This window comes from Rhodococcus sp. IEGM 1406, from assembly GCF_030056745.1.
Lineage (GTDB): Bacteria > Actinomycetota > Actinomycetes > Mycobacteriales > Mycobacteriaceae > Rhodococcus_F > Rhodococcus_F erythropolis.
The window spans coordinates 624,630-641,043 of record NZ_JASHKO010000002.1; the positions used below are offsets into that span (position 1 = coordinate 624,630).

General features: G+C 61.7%; 17 protein-coding genes. 7 read left to right on the top strand and 10 right to left on the bottom strand.

Annotated elements, in window-relative coordinates; genetic code table 11:
* The first annotated feature begins 38 nt into the window (after positions 1 to 38).
* Both QM596_RS12215 and QM596_RS12220 read left to right on the top strand, forming a co-directional pair.
* Complete coding sequence (locus QM596_RS12215; protein WP_029255210.1) at positions 39 to 983, top strand: metal-dependent hydrolase; 945 nt, start codon at positions 39 to 41, stop codon at positions 981 to 983.
* The gene (locus QM596_RS12220) at positions 983 to 2,146 is read left to right on the top strand and encodes a DUF7802 domain-containing protein (RefSeq protein WP_283309140.1); all 1,164 of its coding nucleotides are present in this window, start codon (positions 983 to 985) and stop codon (positions 2,144 to 2,146) included. Before QM596_RS12215 ends, QM596_RS12220 begins: the two co-directional genes overlap by 1 nt.
* 62 nt (positions 2,147 to 2,208) lie before the next feature.
* On the opposite strand, the gene lplAB is transcribed toward QM596_RS12220, so the two are convergent.
* Positions 2,209 to 3,258 carry a lipoate-protein ligase LplAB gene (gene lplAB / locus QM596_RS12225; protein ID WP_019748138.1) on the bottom strand — a complete coding sequence of 350 codons (1,050 nt, stop codon included), beginning with the start codon at positions 3,256 to 3,258 and terminating at the stop codon, positions 2,209 to 2,211.
* A 245-nt stretch (positions 3,259 to 3,503) separates the two neighbouring features.
* Between lplAB and QM596_RS12230 the strand changes: the two genes are divergently transcribed.
* Positions 3,504 to 3,677 (top strand): hypothetical protein, encoded by a 174-nt coding sequence (locus QM596_RS12230; RefSeq protein WP_155404261.1) that lies wholly within the window; start codon positions 3,504 to 3,506, stop codon positions 3,675 to 3,677.
* A 19-nt stretch (positions 3,678 to 3,696) separates the two neighbouring features.
* Here the strand turns inward: QM596_RS12230 and QM596_RS12235 are convergent, their stop codons facing one another.
* Positions 3,697 to 4,527 carry a MerR family transcriptional regulator gene (locus tag QM596_RS12235; protein WP_283309141.1) on the bottom strand — a complete coding sequence of 277 codons (831 nt, stop codon included), beginning with the start codon at positions 4,525 to 4,527 and terminating at the stop codon, positions 3,697 to 3,699.
* A gap of 52 nt (positions 4,528 to 4,579) precedes the next feature.
* A complete protein-coding gene (locus tag QM596_RS12240; protein ID WP_070797188.1) occupies positions 4,580 to 5,086 on the bottom strand; it encodes a VOC family protein in 507 nt (168 codons plus the stop codon).
* 169 nt (positions 5,087 to 5,255) lie between these two features.
* Between QM596_RS12240 and QM596_RS12245 the strand changes: the two genes are divergently transcribed.
* Entirely contained in the window at positions 5,256 to 5,744 is a 489-nt protein-coding gene (locus QM596_RS12245) for a nitroreductase family deazaflavin-dependent oxidoreductase (RefSeq protein ID WP_283309142.1), read from the top strand.
* A gap of 31 nt (positions 5,745 to 5,775) precedes the next feature.
* Here the strand turns inward: QM596_RS12245 and QM596_RS12250 are convergent, their stop codons facing one another.
* A complete protein-coding gene (locus tag QM596_RS12250) occupies positions 5,776 to 6,957 on the bottom strand; it encodes a GDSL-type esterase/lipase family protein (RefSeq protein ID WP_283309143.1) in 1,182 nt (393 codons plus the stop codon).
* Positions 6,958 to 7,063: 106 nt separating this feature from the next.
* Here QM596_RS12250 and QM596_RS12255 point away from each other — a divergent pair, with 106 nt between their 5' ends.
* Positions 7,064 to 7,639, top strand: a complete 576-nt coding sequence (locus QM596_RS12255) for a TetR/AcrR family transcriptional regulator (protein ID WP_021333562.1) — start codon at positions 7,064 to 7,066, stop codon at positions 7,637 to 7,639.
* Positions 7,640 to 7,826: 187 nt separating this feature from the next.
* Here the strand turns inward: QM596_RS12255 and QM596_RS12260 are convergent, their stop codons facing one another.
* From QM596_RS12260 to QM596_RS12280, 5 genes are all read right to left on the bottom strand, one after another.
* Positions 7,827 to 8,735: a tyrosine-protein phosphatase gene (locus tag QM596_RS12260; RefSeq protein WP_283309144.1), complete on the bottom strand. Its 909-nt coding sequence runs from the start codon at positions 8,733 to 8,735 to the stop codon at positions 7,827 to 7,829.
* A gap of 113 nt (positions 8,736 to 8,848) precedes the next feature.
* A complete protein-coding gene (locus QM596_RS12265; RefSeq protein ID WP_157770401.1) occupies positions 8,849 to 9,004 on the bottom strand; it encodes a hypothetical protein in 156 nt (51 codons plus the stop codon).
* A gap of 50 nt (positions 9,005 to 9,054) precedes the next feature.
* On the bottom strand, positions 9,055 to 10,644 hold the full coding sequence (locus QM596_RS12270) for an amidohydrolase (protein WP_020907467.1): 1,590 nt from the start codon (positions 10,642 to 10,644) through the stop codon (positions 9,055 to 9,057).
* Positions 10,644 to 12,137, bottom strand: coding sequence for a sodium:solute symporter family protein (locus QM596_RS12275; RefSeq protein WP_021333546.1), 1,494 nt, complete (start codon positions 12,135 to 12,137; stop codon positions 10,644 to 10,646). Before QM596_RS12275 ends, QM596_RS12270 begins: the two co-directional genes overlap by 1 nt.
* Positions 12,134 to 12,391, bottom strand: a complete 258-nt coding sequence (locus QM596_RS12280; protein ID WP_019748101.1) for a DUF3311 domain-containing protein — start codon at positions 12,389 to 12,391, stop codon at positions 12,134 to 12,136. Before QM596_RS12280 ends, QM596_RS12275 begins: the two co-directional genes overlap by 4 nt.
* A 196-nt stretch (positions 12,392 to 12,587) precedes the next feature.
* Between QM596_RS12280 and QM596_RS12285 the strand changes: the two genes are divergently transcribed.
* Complete coding sequence (locus QM596_RS12285) at positions 12,588 to 13,754, top strand: PucR family transcriptional regulator (protein WP_029538023.1); 1,167 nt, start codon at positions 12,588 to 12,590, stop codon at positions 13,752 to 13,754.
* Between the two features lie 51 nt (positions 13,755 to 13,805).
* On the opposite strand, the gene QM596_RS12290 is transcribed toward QM596_RS12285, so the two are convergent.
* Entirely contained in the window at positions 13,806 to 14,726 is a 921-nt protein-coding gene (locus tag QM596_RS12290; protein ID WP_031331564.1) for an alpha/beta hydrolase, read from the bottom strand.
* A gap of 174 nt (positions 14,727 to 14,900) precedes the next feature.
* Here QM596_RS12290 and QM596_RS12295 point away from each other — a divergent pair, with 174 nt between their 5' ends.
* A complete protein-coding gene (locus QM596_RS12295; protein WP_019748098.1) occupies positions 14,901 to 16,364 on the top strand; it encodes a glycoside hydrolase family 5 protein in 1,464 nt (487 codons plus the stop codon).
* The last annotated feature ends 50 nt before the right edge of the window (positions 16,365 to 16,414 follow it).

Consider the following 16,414-nt stretch of genomic DNA (forward strand, 5'->3'; position numbering starts at 1 on the left):
CCACCTGACCAGCCCCTCCGAAAGACGAGGTTCGACAAGTGACCAACCTTCAGCCCCGAAAGATGGATTTCGGATTCGAGGATCATGACGTTCCCTTCCTGTGGAACCCGGAGAATCCGGCCTGGTCGAGCATGTCCAACGCGGTCTCGTTCCTGGCCATCGGTTTCGAGAAAATGATCGTGAAGATGATCATGCAAACCAAGTCGCGGATCAGCGATCCGGAGGTCGCCGAGGAAGCCGTGGCATTCATGCGTCAAGAAGGCCACCACTCGACCGCCCACCGCCAACATGTGAAAGCTCTGATCAGGCGATACCCCGGACTGCAGAACACCCTCGACGCCGTGATCGGTGAATTCGATCTACTCACCGAGGCGACCTCGTTGAACTACCGGCTCGCGTACACCGCAGATCTGGAGGCGACCTTCACACCGGTGTTCAAACTGATGCTCGACAACGAGGCGACCTTGTTCCGTCCGGGAGACGACCGCGTCGCATCACTGTTCATCTGGCACTTCGTCGAGGAGGTCGAGCATCGCAGCTCGGCACTGATCATCTTCAATTCCGTTGTCGGAAGCGAGCTTTACCGGATGCGAATGGCGCCGTCGATCTTCGCGCACGTCATGAAGGTGATTCGCATCGCCTGTGCAGGGTTCAACCAGCACGTTCCACTCTCCGAACGGCAAGTCGACTCACTGTCGATGTTCGCCATGCACCGCACCAAGCAGAAGATTCTGACGTCGTTTGCGCCCTACCTGACCAAGGGCACCATGCCCCGCGCCTTCGATCACCTACAACTCGGCGAACAACTCGTCGCGCTCGGCGGTGTCTTCCGCAGCCAGATGCCCAATCACAACCCGGACCACGAGAAGCTCCCCGCACTGGCCGACCAGTGGTTCAAGCGTTACGACGACGGCTACGACTGCACACGCTGGTACACCGCTGAATCTCAGGCACAAGAATCGATCACGTCAGGGGCCAACTGATGGCAGAGCACTGCTCCCCCACGTTTGCCCAACTGGCAACAGAACTCGGTTTCTCCTGTCAGGAAGCAGGTGGACTCGTCGAGTTCCGTAACCCGGCGGCCCTCGAGAACTGGACCCTGCCCGTACTCGAATGGACGATCATCGTCGGCTCGGTACTCGCACTGGTCTTGGCGATCGTGCGACTGCGCCGCAACGGCGACCCCACCAACCTGGTCCTTTGGTTCGGCGCCACCGCCTACCTGTTCATCATCGAGCCTCCGCTGTACTTCCCGGCAGCCTTCGGCATCGAAGAACAAGTGGACACGATGTTCGCGCACAACGTGTTCACCGTCGACTTCATGTGGGGTCGACTGCCGCTGTACATCATTGCCATCTACCCGCTCATGGCGACGTTGGCCTTCGAAATAGTCAGAATGCTCGGCGTTTTCCGCAAATACGGTCCACTGCTGGGCGCAGTCTGCGTCGGCTTCGTCCACCATGCATTCTACGAAATCTTCGATCACCTCGGACCCCAGTTGCGGTGGTGGGAGTGGTCGACGTCGAACCCGATCAACCAACCCATGTTCGACGCGGTTCCACTCCCCAGCGTGGTCGTCTTCGCCGCGTTGTGGCCGATGTCGTTGGCATTCTGCGTCCAGTACTTCGTCGGACGGCATGTCGATGCCGGCAAGCACTTCTCCGGGCTTCAGTTGGTTTGGCGCACCATCGTGATCGGCCTGCTGGCCTCGCTGGGTACGTTCATTCTCCCGCTCCCGGCGACGGTCTTCGGGATGGGCAGTGACACCGTTCGTGGGTTCCTCTATGCGGCGGAACTCGCCGTCCTCACAGTGGTCGCGATCGTGGTTCTCGTCCGCCAGTGGAGAAACCTGCGCTCGGCAGAATCGAACGCTCTTGCACACACCAACAGGTTCGTCCAGATTTACAGCGTCGTGTACCTGGTTGTCATGGCCGTACTGTGGGCGAGTGCGCTTCCGGACTTCTTCGACGCAGTCGACGGTTCCACCAGCGCTGGAGATCCAGTCGGGAACCTGTGGTACACACTGGCGTGCTTCGTCATCGCAATCCTGTGTGTGAGCGCAACTTTCACCATTCCGAAGAGGAACTCCGTCGTCGACGACGACGCTGAACTTCTCGGGGCAAACTCAACGACTCCGGCCAGCTAGGTCGACCGGGACGAGACCTCTCGGGTCTCGTCCCGGTTTGTCGGTGTCTCGAGACAACGGCGTCAGGGGACGCGGTGAGTCCACGCTTCGGTGCTGAACTTCGTGTCCACCAGCTTGCGCGCCTGCTCCAACTCCGAGTCCGTGTAGTCGCTGTCACGGGTGTCGTACTGGCCGCGGAAGTGCTGCGCAAACGACTCCAGGATCGCTGCACGCGTCATTCCGGTTTGAGAACGCAGCGGATCGACCCGCTTGGCTGCGCTCTTGGTTCCCTTGTCCGACATCTTCTCTCGCCCGATTCGCAGCACCTGCGTCATCTTCTCCGCATCGATGTCGTAGGCCATGGTCACGTGATGGAGCACGGTGCCGGACGCGAATCGCTTCTGAGCGGCGCCGGCTATCTTGCCCTTGTCCGAGGCGATGTCGTTGAGCGGCACGTACCGAGCGTTGATACCCACCTCGGCCAGCGCTCCCATCACCCACTGATCGAGAAACGCGTAGGACTGCTCGAAACTCAAACCTTCGACCAACGACGCCGGTACTGCCAACGAGTACGTGATGCAGTTGCCAGGTTCCATGAACATCGCGCCGCCACCGGAGATTCGGCGCACCACGCCGATGCCGTGCCGCGCAGCAGCCTCGGAGTCGACCTCGTTACGCACGGATTGGAACGATCCGATCACGACCAAGGGCGAGTCCCAGTCCCAGAATCGCAGTGTCGGCGGACGCTCACCCGATGCCACCTCACGCGCGATGACCTCGTCCAGCGCGACGTGCATCGCTGGGTCCAGAACCACCGGTGGGATGAGGTCGAACGTGTGATCCGCCCAACTCGTGGCGTGACCGAGTGCGCGCCGGATCGCAATACCGACCGACTGCGGCGTGAAGCCGATCATCGAGACGGACTCGTCGAGCGCGCTGGAGATAGCTTGTGCCAACTGTTCTGCATCCGAGTCGGCTGGCATTCCGCGCAACGCCGCGTTGATGTCGTCGAGCGCACTGTCGGGCTCGAGGAAGAAGTCCCCCGAGACTGCGACTTCGGCCAGCCGACCGTCCGCCACCTCGACGTCGACCGCGACCAGTTTTCCACCAGGAACCTTGTACTCTCCACGCATTCGTCCAGCCTATCCCTGTGCGATTCTCTGCGGTGAGCGCCGTCGAAGATCACACCGCGCGCGCAGTGCGCATCGGTTCGGCAGGAAGGGTGATCAGGCTCTCACACCTGTAAACCGCTGTGCGGCTCCATGATCGCGCGGCGAGGACAGCCCGTGTCGGCCCCTGCCTGGACTCCTAATTCTTCCGACAGGCGAGATGATCGCTGGGGTGGGAGGATTACCGCAACGAGCCAACTCTCTGGCGAGTGACAACGGAGGTAGACATGAAGGTCCCGGCGTTCCACTCGACGGAACCTTCGGACCTCGACGTCTATCACGACAACGAAAGCTGCATTTTGGCCGCGCGCATCGCAGTACCCCATCGTGCCCCCGGGGTCGACGGCCGACCGTGGTGCACTGCCTGCGCGTCTTTGGACTGACGAGCGACCACCAGCTCACTCACACCCATGTCGCCGATTCGGGGACAACTCCATGGGCCAGAGCGTTCGCATCGATGACAGCGCGGAGCCACACGGTCAGAACGGTCTCGACCGTCTCGTAGAACAGCGCGTCGTAGAACTCGGAGAAGCCTGGATCGCCAACGTACATCCGTCCCAGACACACCTGCATCGAGTGTGTGCAGTCGAAGTAGACCCCGATCGACGCTCGGTGGCGTTCTGCCAGCGAATTCGCCTCGGCGCTTCCCGGTTCGACACCCGCGCGGCACGCCAACGCCAGATCTTCGTTGAGCGTCTCGACGCAGTCGGCGATCTTCTGCCAATCCTCAGCGGTCCTACCTGCCGACCGTTCCGCGTGCTGCGCCCACTGCGCACTGTCACCCCAACGCTCGTGCGCCTCCGGTCCCCATGACGGCTGCCAGTGTCGGCCGAAGATCGACACCTGCTCGTCTGCCGGCAACAGCACACCGGACTTCCTGGCATCGATGATGCGATCCAAGGACTCGCCCCGTTGCTCCAAGTCGGCAATCCGTTGTCGCAACTCGGCGCGCTGCCCGCGCAGTGTTTCGTCCACGTGGGCTGCGGGCGATTCGAGCAGTATCCCGATCTCGTCGAGCGACAAGCCCACGTCGCGGTAGACAAGTACGCGACCAATTCGGCCGAGGTCGGCGTCGGTGTACAGCCGGTAGCCTCCGTCACTGCGCCCGGACGGGCACACCAAACCGATTGCGTCCCAATGATGAAGGGTACGTACAGTTATGCCCAGCCGAGATGCGGCAGCACCGACGGTAAGAGCATTGTCTGCCTCGTCTCCGAAGAGTTGATCCGTCACGGCATCCAGTTTGACAGACGCGGCGCGCGAGACCACCGCGTCAGACTTCTGTTCAGTCGTCGGGTCCGTCAATTCCCATACCTCGCAGATGCTCGGCCTCGGCACTGTTCGGGTCGTACGGACGAGCGGCCGTCATGATCACACGCGCGTTCTCCGGTGTCACGATCTCCAACTCCAGTGAATTCCACGGCTTCAGGTCTGGACCGCTGGTGCATCCGGGCCGCAATTCCTCACACGCCTTTGCTATCTGGTCGATCTGACTCAGCACACACGCAAAGCTCACGCTGATGGACGGTGGTGAATCTGCTCGCTCGCCGGGCACGAGCAGAACGTCTTGAAATGCCCAGCGCCGCAGATGCGTCAGTCGATCAGGCACCGAAAAGAGGTCGAAGAAACCGAGCCCGCGGATCCAGAAGTCTGCCGATTCGGCCAGATCCGAAGTCGGAACAGACACGAACATCGGCATACCGTAGAGACCTCGGAACTGTTCCGGAGGCACGGCATCGGTCGTAGGGACAGGGACAGGGCTGATGTCGAATGCAGGGTAGGTGTCGGTCATGAAGTCATCGTGAGCCCTCACGCTACGTCAGGGTCAAATCGTGTGAACTCCGATCAGAAAACACAGTGACCGGAAAACACAGTGATCAGAAATCGAGAAGCACCGAGCCCGGAAGCCTCATAGGTTTGTCGAAACGACGCTCACGCCGACAAACTGGAGGTAGCCGACCATGGCACAGACGGATCCAACACCGAGAGATCCCATCGGGAATCACTGCGAACCGAAGTCCGGCGGTCCCGGCGCACTGTCACGGTGGATGCAGCGGAACGCGAACGCCTGCACGAATCGCAAGATTCCGCGCGGGAAAGGCACGTTCATGGGAATGGACGTCCTCATCCTGCACACGGTAGGCCGACGCAGCGGGCAACCCCGAGAGACTCCGCTGATGCACCTGTCCGACGGCAGGGGCGGTCTGTTGATCGTGGCTTCGGGCGGCGGCGGTCGAAACCCGGACTGGCACTCGAATGTGGTGGCGCATCCCGATCGAGTGTCTATCGAGATGCCCGGCCGAAATGCCGTACCAGTCACAGCTCACGAACTCGAAGGCGACGATCGCGAGCAAGCGTGGCACCAAGTGGCCACCGCCCAGCCCCGAATCGCCAAGTACCAGAGCAAGTCCGATCGCAAGTACCCGCTGATTCGGCTCACCGTGATGTGAGTGGTGGTGTGAGCCGAATCAGATTGCGCGATTACACCTCGCCGGCGAATACACCGCCGTCTGCGAATACACGTTGGGCAAAGCGTTCGCCGATGAGACGATGCGTTGCAGCGTCCGGATGGAGCTGATCGGGAAGCGGCAACTCTTCGTTCTCCGCGGCACCGTAGAGATCACACCCGTCGATGTAATGCAGATTGGGATCATCGACTGACCGCTGGGTTACGATGCGCGCCAACTCTTCCCGAATCGAGCGCAGCGTCAGCTTCCCGGATTCCCGCTCGGCGGGATCTCCGGTGGCAACGAATCGCATTTCGCCTCTGGCAAGAGCGTCGAAGTCGAAGGCACCAGGCCCCGGTGTGTCCTCGTGGATCGGGCAATAGACGGGCGAAACGACCAACAGCGGAGCCACTGGATGACCGTCGCGAACCGTGTCGAGGAAGCCGTGCATTGCAGATGTGAAGGCCCGTAGGCGCATCACGTCGGAGTTGACCAGATTGATGCCCATCTTGATGCTGATCAGGTCAGCAGAAGTGTCGCGCATCGCGCGGGCGGTGTACTGGTCCAGCAGAGCACTGCCACTGAACCCGAGGTTGATCAGATCCACGCCGCCGACGGAGGCTGCAAGAGCAGGCCAAGTGCCGGAGGGACTTTCAGCGCCGGATCCTTGACTGATCGAGCTTCCGTGATGGAGCCACACGCGGCGCTTCGTATCAACCGCGAGTTCGAGTGGCGCGTCGGTTCGCAATGCGACAAGTTCGGTGGTCTCGTTGTGTGGCAACCAGATCTCGACGGTCTTGGATCGCGCGGGCAGCTCCGCGAAACGGATGATACTGACAGGTCCGGACTGCCTCTGAGCGGTACCGGTAGCCATGTCGATCGTCACCGTATTGCCGCCCGTAGCGCTTGCTTGCCCGGCCAGTTCGCCGTCGACGAGCAGGTCGTACACCCCTTGCGGCCTCGGCGGAGCGCCGGTGTAGATCATTTTCGTGGGCAGAGTATCGAGTTCGATGCTCGTGGCGCTGGTTCGGAATACTAGCCGCACTCCGGACGGTTGTGATTGCGCCATTGCCATCTGCCCGTCAGCGAATTGCGTGCGAGCCTTGGCAGGTAGGCGGTGCGTCAGCACACCGCGTTCGGTCCGTTCGATTTCGAGGGCTCCGCGCACGATGTCGTCGGAAATTTCGGTAGTAATCCAGCTGCTCTGGCTGTGCATTTCATTCACCTGAAAATCGTTTACGGAAGTTTGCTACTGCTGATAGTAATTTGCCTATACTCTTTAGGCAAGTGGTTTACCCTCCCAACGAACAGGACCGATTGACATGCCTCGCGCAGGACTCACAGCCGACCGCCTCGCGATGGCGGGCGCGGAATTGGCCGACGAGGTCGGCTTCGAGCACGTGACCGTATCGGCAGTCGCCAGGCAGTTCGACGTCAAGGTCGCAAGCCTGTACTCCCACGTGAAAAGTTCGAACGACCTCAAAACCAGAATCGCGTTGCTCGCTTTGGAGGAGATGGCCGACCAGGCTGCCGACGCCGTGGCCGGTCGGTCCGGCCGCGACGCTTTGACCGCCTTCGCGAACGTCTATCGCGACTACGCGAAGGCACACCCCGGCCGGTACGCCGCGTCACAGATGCGCCTCACCCCGGAGGACGCAGCAGCGAGCGCGGGCTTCAGACACTCGCAGATGATGCGATCGATTCTGCGCGGATACAACCTCACCGACCTCGACCAGACTCACGCAGTTCGGTTGCTAGGCAGCGTTTTCCATGGATATGCCAGCCTGGAGTTAGGTGGATCGTTCAGCCACAGTGCACCGGACAGCGCCGAAAGTTGGTCCAGGATCCTCGAGGCTCTCGATTCGATGCTGACCAATTGGCCAGCGTCGAATGCATGATCAGGCGTGCTTCTTGTGAGCAAAGTTCCTGCGCCACTTGGTGATGACATGCGGCCTGATGATGGAGACCGCAACCTCTAGCCCACCGCAGGAGCAGCGCCACACAATTGCGCGTTCCCGTAATCATTGGTCGCACTGGGACAGCAGAGCGTCCGAGTGGGCAGGAAGTCGAGGTCTGGGGCCGCGCCTAGAGGAGAAGCTTGGCACGCAGAGAGTCGATAGTGCCCTGGTCGACGCCGAGGCCCTCCCGTACGTAAGTATCCATACCACCGTAGAGTCGGTCCACCTGGGCGTACGCCGCATCGAGCCACGACAGGTCCACCGCGTCGTCCCGGCCCAGGTACGTGTTCGACGCCATGAAGTCGGCACTGATGACCTCACGCGAGACACCGAGGATGGTCAGCAGGATCGCGGTACCCCAACCGGTGCGATCCTTCCCTGCGCTGCAGTGGTAGACGGTTGCGCCGTCGGAGTTGTTCGCGATCGCCGTCAGCAGATCATGGAAGGCGACATCGGAGCCACGGTAGTTGACCATGAACGGGTAGCCGATGCTCTGGCCGATGTTCGAGGTTCCGTTGACCGCGCCGTCGATCAACGCGCGACCGAGGGTCAGGGGAACGAACTCGTGGAACGCGATGCCATGGTCGATGCTGACGACGTCGGCGACCTGGTAGGTGACCCCGGCGGGGATCCGATCGGGATCCTCCGTGCGTTCGGAGGTGTTACGCAGATCGACGTCGAGGGTCAGGTTCGCGGCGGTGAGTTTGGCCAGATCAGTCTCATTGAGCGAGCTGAGCTTGTTGGAACGGAACACCAGGCCTGTCCGGACGGTCCTGCCGTCGGTAGTCCGATAGCCGCCGATGTCGCGGAAGTTCCGCGCCTCGTCGAGCCTGATCTCGGCCGCGGACGGCGGTGGGATCTCCGGCAGCGGCGGTTGCTCCCCGGACGATCCGAGCTGGCTCGAACCCGATTGCGGGTCGCCGCTCGAGGCGGAGGCGAGTGTGGGGCCGGTCAGGGCCGCACCCATGGCGACCAGCGCAGCGAGGGCGATTCCGAAAGGGCGCGCCCCTCGGCGGCGCGTGTAGGCAGTTGTCACCTTCGTCCTCTCATTCGCTGTGCGGGAGACCCCGCGCCCCGCAAACTCCCGTGCGAGATTACAAGGGTGGCGCGCTCCTCGTCCCGACTTTGCTCCAGAAACCGGACATGTGTTCAGGTGCCCGGCCAGCCGCCATCCTGCAGGAAGAAACTCTTGCCCGTCACTGCGTCGCCATCGACCACGCCGGGCCCGTTCGAACGACAGACCGCGGCCGCGGCGGCAGCCGTAACTGCACAGCGCCGAACAACTTCACTGTCGAGCAACTGCACGAATCTCCACCTCGAGCTGGTATCCGTTGGGACGAAATCAATCTCATGCGCTACCGGCCGTCGACCATGACCAGTGCAGGCTGAGGAATGTCGGACGAAGCGTCTGCGAGAGCAGCAAGAGTGCCGTCGAGGGCGACAAGGTCCGCACGACGACCCGGCGCCAAGATCCCCACCCGTCCTTCGTCATGGACCAAGTACGCACTGTCCACAGTCATGGCCTGCACTGCACGCTGCACTCCGATCCGTTGGTGGGCGCCAAGCACGGCACCGCCCATGGTCAGCCGATTCACAGCAGTCCTAATCGTCTGGAGGGGATCCATCGGCGTTATCGGGCAATCCGAGTGCAGCCCGAATTTCAAGCCGATGTCATCGGCGCACGCCAGCGGGTCCAGGTTGCCGGCTCTCTCAGGACCGAGGAAACGGTCACGGTGACGATCGCCCCAATGAAAAACATGGTTGACGAAAAAGCTCACCCCGATCTCGGCATCACGTATCGCCTCGAGATCCGCAGGCCTACTCACCTGGCAGTGCTCGATACGGTGCCGCGCTCGACGTCCGTCACTGCGGTGCGCACTGCGCAGCGCCGCGATGGCGGCGGCTACAGCCGCATCGCCGTTGGCGTGCACCGCGACCTGACCTCCCTCGCGGTGCACCTGGAGAACCATGTCGTCGAGTTGCTCCTGCGGATAGAGCAGATCACCGTGATGGTTCGGGCTGCAGGTATACGGAGTTCGCAAGGCTGCAGACAATCCTTGAATGGACCCATCCGCCCAGAATTTGGCGCCGGCCAAGCGGAAGCGTGACCCTGGGGCCGGTGCAGCCGTGAAAGCAATGTTCCCTTCCTCCAGTTCTGCGATCGCGAGATCACCCCGAAGGAAGCCAACCGTGTGCACGGGCATCTCGCCCTTGGTGTCCAGGGCACGATAGGCGGCCAACTCCTGCATGCCCGCCGACAGGCCGACCCCTAGATCGTGGACGGCCGTGATTCCTCGCGAACGCGCCAGGGTCAAGCTACGCAGCAACGCGGTCTGCACCTCTGCCTGTGTCAGGTCTGGTATCGCGCCACTCAACCGTGCCACGGCGTCGATTTCCCAGGCCATCCCTGTGAGCCTCCCGTCCGCCCCACGCGGAAACTGCGAGTCCCCGGGATCCACCGTCGATTCGTCGATGCCTGCAGTTGCAAGCGCAACAGTGTTTGCCACCGCAAAGTGCCCCGAGATGTGCAGAACGATGATCGGGCGGTCGGTGCAGACTGCGTCGAGGTCATCGCGTGTGAGATGGCGACCTTCTCGAAGTTGTGTGTCGTCATACCCCCATCCGCGTATCCAGCCGTGACTGGGAGTGGAGTTCCGCAGAGCCCCTTGGATATCCGTGATCGAGGCGCACGGTGGCGTCCGGCAATCAGCCCATCCGCCAGTCAAGCCGGCGTAGGTCGGGTGAATGTGCGACTCGATCAGCCCCGGGATCACAGTTGCGCCAGCCAGATCGAGCCGACGAGTTTCCGGTCCGGCGTGCTCCGCCATGTCCTTTCGACTTCCGGTGGCGACAACCAGGCCTCCGTCAAGGACGAGCGCCTCTACCTGGGGTGACGCCATGTCTTGGGTGAGGATTGCATCTGCGGTGAGTAGTGTCCGGGTCATCAGATATCCGCCTTCGCGGTCGGGGCTGCGGGGTAAGGCACTGGTGCCGATCGATTTTCTGCACGGAGGCCCGAAACCGCTTCGACAGGAGGCCACATCACCCGTGTAGCGGACACGAACACCACGTTCAGAACGAGGGCTGCGGCACCGATGTTTATGCCTTGATCCGCCAACCACATCGATACCGTGCCGTGTGTGTCGAGGTAAAGCCAGAGCACCACCACGTCGCCGAGCACCACGCCCATCGCGAGCGCTGCCGGTCGCAGCTTCCATCCGAAGATCATCGTCGCGAATACCACCACGGCCTGGGTCACCCCGTAATACGCGGTATTCACCAGCGTCAGCAGCAATTGGGGTGCGGCGAGGGTGAGGATCAGCGAGAGGCCGAGGTAGGCGACGATGACCCCGCGCACCCACACTCTCTGACGTGATTCGGGTATTCCCGGAACGATGTTTCGCGAGACGATCGAGCCGATTCCCAGCGCCGAACCACACAGAACAACGATCGCGCACAGTGCCGCACCACCCGCCACCACTCCGGTCAGCCAGTCCGGGAGCACGAGACGGGACAGTTGCAGGAGCACCTCATTGGACTCTGCGCCCTCGAGCTTGTTGGGCAGCAATGAAATTGCGCCGAAGGCAGCAGCGACGAGGAAGGGATACATGAGCATGTACAGCGGGTTGAATCGGGCGACTCGCTTGAGGGTTGCCTCGGACTTCGCCGATAGCACCGCTTGCACGATGAAGGGGAAAACGAAAAAACCGAGTGACTGGAACACAATTGTGGTGAGAACGAAGGTCAGCGACGAACCGGTGACGGTGGATTGCGAGGCCTGCCCGGCCCCATGGGATGCCGCATCGGCAAAGAGCTTCGTGATACCGCCCGATTTGGCCGTGGCGGCCAGTCCGATCAGGATCGCTCCCAACAGCAGAGCTGCGTCCTTGACGTAAGACACGAACGCCGGTGCACGCACACCCGAAAGCAGGAGGAAGAGCAGAGCAAGCGCAGCGCCGACAAAAACCGCCACCGTCGGGTTGATGGTGATGCCAAGTCCGCTCAGTGCGACCTGGAGGCCGGCAAGCTGCAACTGACCCCAGGGAATGAGGAAGACTACCGATGCAATCGCGATTGTCAGTTCCAACCCGCGCGACCGAAAGTGCCGCCCTGCCACATCGGGCAGAGTCATCGCGTTATACCGCTTGCCTGCCCGCCAGAGATAGGGCGCAAAGAAGTATCCGATCGGGTAGGCAAGCAAGATGTATCCGATGAACCAGACGCCGTAGCTTGCCCCGTGGGCGTACACACCCCCGGGAAATCCGATGAGCGTGCCGATGCTGTAGGCCTCACCTGCTCCCAGGATGAAAACCAGCACGGGACCGAAAGATCGCCCGCCCACCAGGTAGTCGGAGATCTCTTTTTTGCTTCCACGGCGTGAAAGCACTCCGGCGCCGAGCGCGAGGAGTAGCACGAGCGTAAATGTTGCAGCGATCATGTCGGATCCCCGATCTCGGTCTTGGCCTGAGCCAGTTCGTTTCGTTCCGCTTCCTCGAAGTCCTTGCGGTCAAAGAACTTCCATGCCAAGTGGAGACACAACGAGGTCAGCGGCATCCACAGGAAAAGCCACGCGAACAAAATGGGAAATCCGAGAACAGTCAGTTCGGATCCGGAGAGCGCAACTATCCCGCCCAGCACCCCGACGAACGGAACTCCGATTGCGAGCAAGGCACTCTTCGCCTCGTTGGACATGATTGTGGCTCCTTAGCCGTTGATCGATCCGGAGCAGATGAGGCGAGGGGCGTTTTGCCGTCGAATCGTCGTCCGGTCTAGCGTTGAGTGTGCCTCCCGTCACTATGGCGGGACCATGGGTGAACCCCGGAATCCACGACGCTCGTTCGTGAAATTCACGGGACGCAAGACCAAGCACGCACAAAGGAGTAACCCCGTGGACGTAATCGACGTCGAAGAAGAAGACACGATCCGACGGTTGTGTCGCGAGGTTTCCGACGAACTCGAAGCGCTCACCGAGCGCGCGGTACAACAGATTCGCAGCGAACTCCCGGCCTACTCCGCGGTACCAGTGGCCGAGCAAGGCAACTACATCCGCAAACAGTTGTCCGCAATGCTGTGTGCCGTCGCCGAGAACGAAACGATCACCACAGAAGACACCGACCGAAACCGCGAACTCGGGCGCCGTCGCGCGATGCAAGGGCTCCCCCTCTCCGATGTCATCGAGACCTATCACATTGCATCTCGTGAGCTCTGGGACACGATGGTCCAGCGGTCCACGAAACCAACACACGAGCTGCTGCAAGCAGGCGGCAAACTCTGGGACCTCGTTCACGCCGCGACGAGCGCAGTCGCAGTCGGACACTCCGAGGCAACGCGCAGCGAGCAGGCCATCCGCGCCGGCGTTCGATACCGATTCTTCGAAACACTGCACAGTGCAACGGATATGGAACTGAGCAACGCCCGAGAGCTGGCACAAACCCTCGGATTCGATACACAGAAATCGTTCCAAGCACTGTCGGCCGTCGAGGACGAATGGTCAGAAGCACAAGTCGAACACCTGCAACGAACCCTGGATTCCGTGCATGTTGTCGCGCATTGCAGTCGACATGGCTCCCGAGTAATCGTGATGTGTCAGGGCGAACCAACCGAAGTCATCCACGCAATCATGCGAGATCATCCACGAACGTCACTAGGTATCGGGATGCCCCGGGTCGGGCTCGTCGGCGCAGCTCAAAGCATCACCGACGCCGAGCGCACATTGCAGTTGGCGACAGCGCCGGGCACGACGGTCAGTTTTGCCGACGAATGGCTCATCGCCACGCTTGCCACCCACCAGGACGAGCTGCTGCCGCTTCTACAGGCCGGGGCATCTGTGGCCGAAGAGCACTCACATCTGATGGACGCCGTCCGCGCCTTCGCGCGAAGCGGGTTCTCTGTCAGCGCCGCCGCCCGTGACATCCACCTACATGCGAACTCTGTCACCTATCGACTCGACCGCTGGCAGCATCTGACTGGATGGGATGCGCGAACCCTCGACGGCCTGATGAAATCCATGGTGAGCCTCGAATTGTTTCATCGTAAAACGCTCGCCAAGATCTGACACCGAACACAGTCCGCTTTTCCTCGGCACACTGAACCGCGCCCGTGCTTGTCACGCGGGGTTGGAGTCGAGTCGATTCCGAAGCCAAGCACCCATATCGAGCGCAGCGCGCCGGGCAACAGGCGTTGGATGGTTTGTAAATCCATGCGGGACAACAGGATAGAGACGCAAGTCGACGTCGTTACCGGCCGCCGACAGCCGCGCCACCATGGAGAGGTTCTCAGCCAGAACCACGTCTTCTGACCCGACCACCACCAGGGTAGGCGGCAGGCCGCTGAGGTCGCCGAATGTCGGAGAAATATCCGGGAGAGTGCGATCATCGACATGCCCGACATAGGCTTCGATGAAGTATTCGTCGCTGATGGTGCGGCCCGCGGGAGTCTGAGCACTGACGTCGTACGTGCCCGCTTCCAACACGGCACCGGAAAACGAGTGGGCCAGACCTCGATCACGAAGGCGCAGCAATGTCGTCGTCACCAAGGTTGCTCCCGCCGACATGCCACCGATGGCGAGCCTGGCTGTCCCGAACCGTTCGGCAGCGACATCAAGTAGCCACAAAGCGACTGCCTCGCAATCGTCCGGCGCTGCCGGCCAAGGGAATTCCGGTGCAAGCCGGTAATCGACGGTAACCACTGCCACCCCGACCGCGTCGGCAAGTCTCGTACTTCGGGCGTCAGCGCTGGCCGCTGAACTCATGTAGAAACCACCACCCGGAAGATACAGATAGACCCCGTTGACAACGCCGTCTTTCGGCGTGACTACGCGCACTGAAACGGATCGACCCTCGATGTCGAGTGTGTGTTCAACAGCCCGGGTCGCCGTGGGCTCAACCACCCTGGATGCTCGCGCCACAAGCAGTTCCTGCAGCGAACTCGGACCGACACCGGCAAGCCGCGACGCATAGAACGCTCGCGTGATCGTCACATCGTCGCCGGGTAGTTGTTCGACCAGATCAGTCAGTGCAAGCTTCACAAATGCTCCCTCGGGTCGCGACTTGTCGACAATTCTCGCACCCCGTACAGCAGCCTCGAGCCGGGGCATTCCAGGCAGTGAAGACGTGACGGGTATGTGCGAATCGCGCCGCAATAAGGCGTTCTCACGCTACCCTCATCTCCGAATTGGACGTTTGTCTAGAAAGGTCGACGGATGCGTGCGCTGTTGCTTGCCACCCTTGCAATCCTGGCTATCCAGATTGCAGCCCCGGCGGCAAACGCTTCACCTCCGGATCCGGGCTGGACTCTCCCCCAACTGACCGTCGCAGATCGAACGATCAAGGACGTCGACGGACGAACGGTGTTGCTCCGCGGCGTGAACGCCAACGGTCTCAATGACTACGCAACCAACGGCACCGGTCTACCCACCGTTACGCCGCTGGGAAGAACGGACTTCGCACAGATGGCCGCGCTGGGCTTCAACGTTGTCCGACTCAACGTCGCGTGGTCCCTCCTCGAACCGACCCGCGGTGCATTCGACACTGCGTATGTCGACCGGATTCGAGGCGCAGTCCAGAACGCGAAAGACCACGGCATCTACACCGTTCTCGACATGCATCAGGACGCATGGGGCCCGTACGTCGGCACCCCGAGTGACCAGTCGTGCCCGTCTTTCATGGAGCCGGGAGTCGGCTGGGACGGCGCACCGGAGTGGGCAACCCTGACCGGCGGATGGACGACCTGCAACATCGGTGGACTCCGGGAAGCCGCACCGGCGATCGCCCATGCCTTCCAGGCGTTTTACGACGACGAGCAAGGAATCCAGAGTCGCCTCGTGGCTACGTGGGCGCGGTTGGCCGCCGAGTTCAGAGACGAACCGGCGGTGGCCGGATACGACCTGTTGAACGAACCGAATCCCGGCCTGCGCGATCCATTCACCGCCGCTGATCAGATCGGGCAGTTCTACAAGCGGGCCACCGACGCCATCAGACAGGCCGAATCAGGCGGATTTCCGCACCTCGTGTTCTTCGAGCCCAGCGCGATCTGGTCGGCATTCGGCTTCGACGCGCTGCCCCCACGCCAGTACCTGACCGATCCTCTGGTGGTCTTCTCGCCACATCTCTACAGCGAATCGATAACAGTCAGTGGCGAATTCCCCGGAATCGAAGACGGGTTCAAGATCGCCGACCGCGCTGCCGCCTGGTACGACGCCCCGTTGTGGACGGGTGAATGGGGTTGGTTCGGGGATGCCGGCGAGCAGGGAGCAGACGTCGACCGCTTCGTCGACGCCACCGACAAGTACCGGATGGGCGGCGCGTGGTGGTCGTGGACACAAGCGTGCGGTGACCCCCACCCGGTTCGAGACGGCAATACCCACCAGCCGCAAGGAAATTTGAATCGCATCGACTGCCCTTCCGGCGAATCACTCGGGCTCGTAGAGGGATTTGCCGGGCCTCTCTCGCGTGCTTATCCGCGAGCAGCGCCCGGCACACTGACGGAGTTGTCGCGCAACGGGTTTACCGGGACGGGTACCGGACAGGTCGAAGCCTGGTACCCCGGCACCGACCGGCCACAGCTCGAGACCACGAATCTCTCCGACGTCCGACTGTCCCCGATAGAGGGCGGCTGGCAACTGATCAGCCACGCCGATGGCGACTACGCGGTGAACTTGGCCTGATAGGACACCCACCTCGGCGGTCCGCGTTCACACCACGTGAAAGAGGGCTT

What these genes read in the sequence shown, in the direction of transcription:
- QM596_RS12220 (WP_283309140.1), top strand. Translation starts at nt 983, where the DNA reads ATGGCAGAGCACTGCTCCCCCACGTTTGCCCAACTGGCAACAGAACTC.
- lplAB (WP_019748138.1), bottom strand. Translation starts at nt 3,258, where the DNA reads ATGCGTGGAGAGTACAAGGTTCCTGGTGGAAAACTGGTCGCGGTCGAC.
- QM596_RS12240 (WP_070797188.1), bottom strand. Translation starts at nt 5,086, where the DNA reads ATGACCGACACCTACCCTGCATTCGACATCAGCCCTGTCCCTGTCCCT.
- QM596_RS12245 (WP_283309142.1), top strand. Translation starts at nt 5,256, where the DNA reads ATGGCACAGACGGATCCAACACCGAGAGATCCCATCGGGAATCACTGC.
- QM596_RS12250 (WP_283309143.1), bottom strand. Translation starts at nt 6,957, where the DNA reads ATGCACAGCCAGAGCAGCTGGATTACTACCGAAATTTCCGACGACATC.
- QM596_RS12255 (WP_021333562.1), top strand. Translation starts at nt 7,064, where the DNA reads ATGCCTCGCGCAGGACTCACAGCCGACCGCCTCGCGATGGCGGGCGCG.
- QM596_RS12270 (WP_020907467.1), bottom strand. Translation starts at nt 10,644, where the DNA reads ATGACCCGGACACTACTCACCGCAGATGCAATCCTCACCCAAGACATG.
- QM596_RS12275 (WP_021333546.1), bottom strand. Translation starts at nt 12,137, where the DNA reads ATGATCGCTGCAACATTTACGCTCGTGCTACTCCTCGCGCTCGGCGCC.
- QM596_RS12280 (WP_019748101.1), bottom strand. Translation starts at nt 12,391, where the DNA reads ATGTCCAACGAGGCGAAGAGTGCCTTGCTCGCAATCGGAGTTCCGTTC.
- QM596_RS12295 (WP_019748098.1), top strand. Translation starts at nt 14,901, where the DNA reads ATGCGTGCGCTGTTGCTTGCCACCCTTGCAATCCTGGCTATCCAGATT.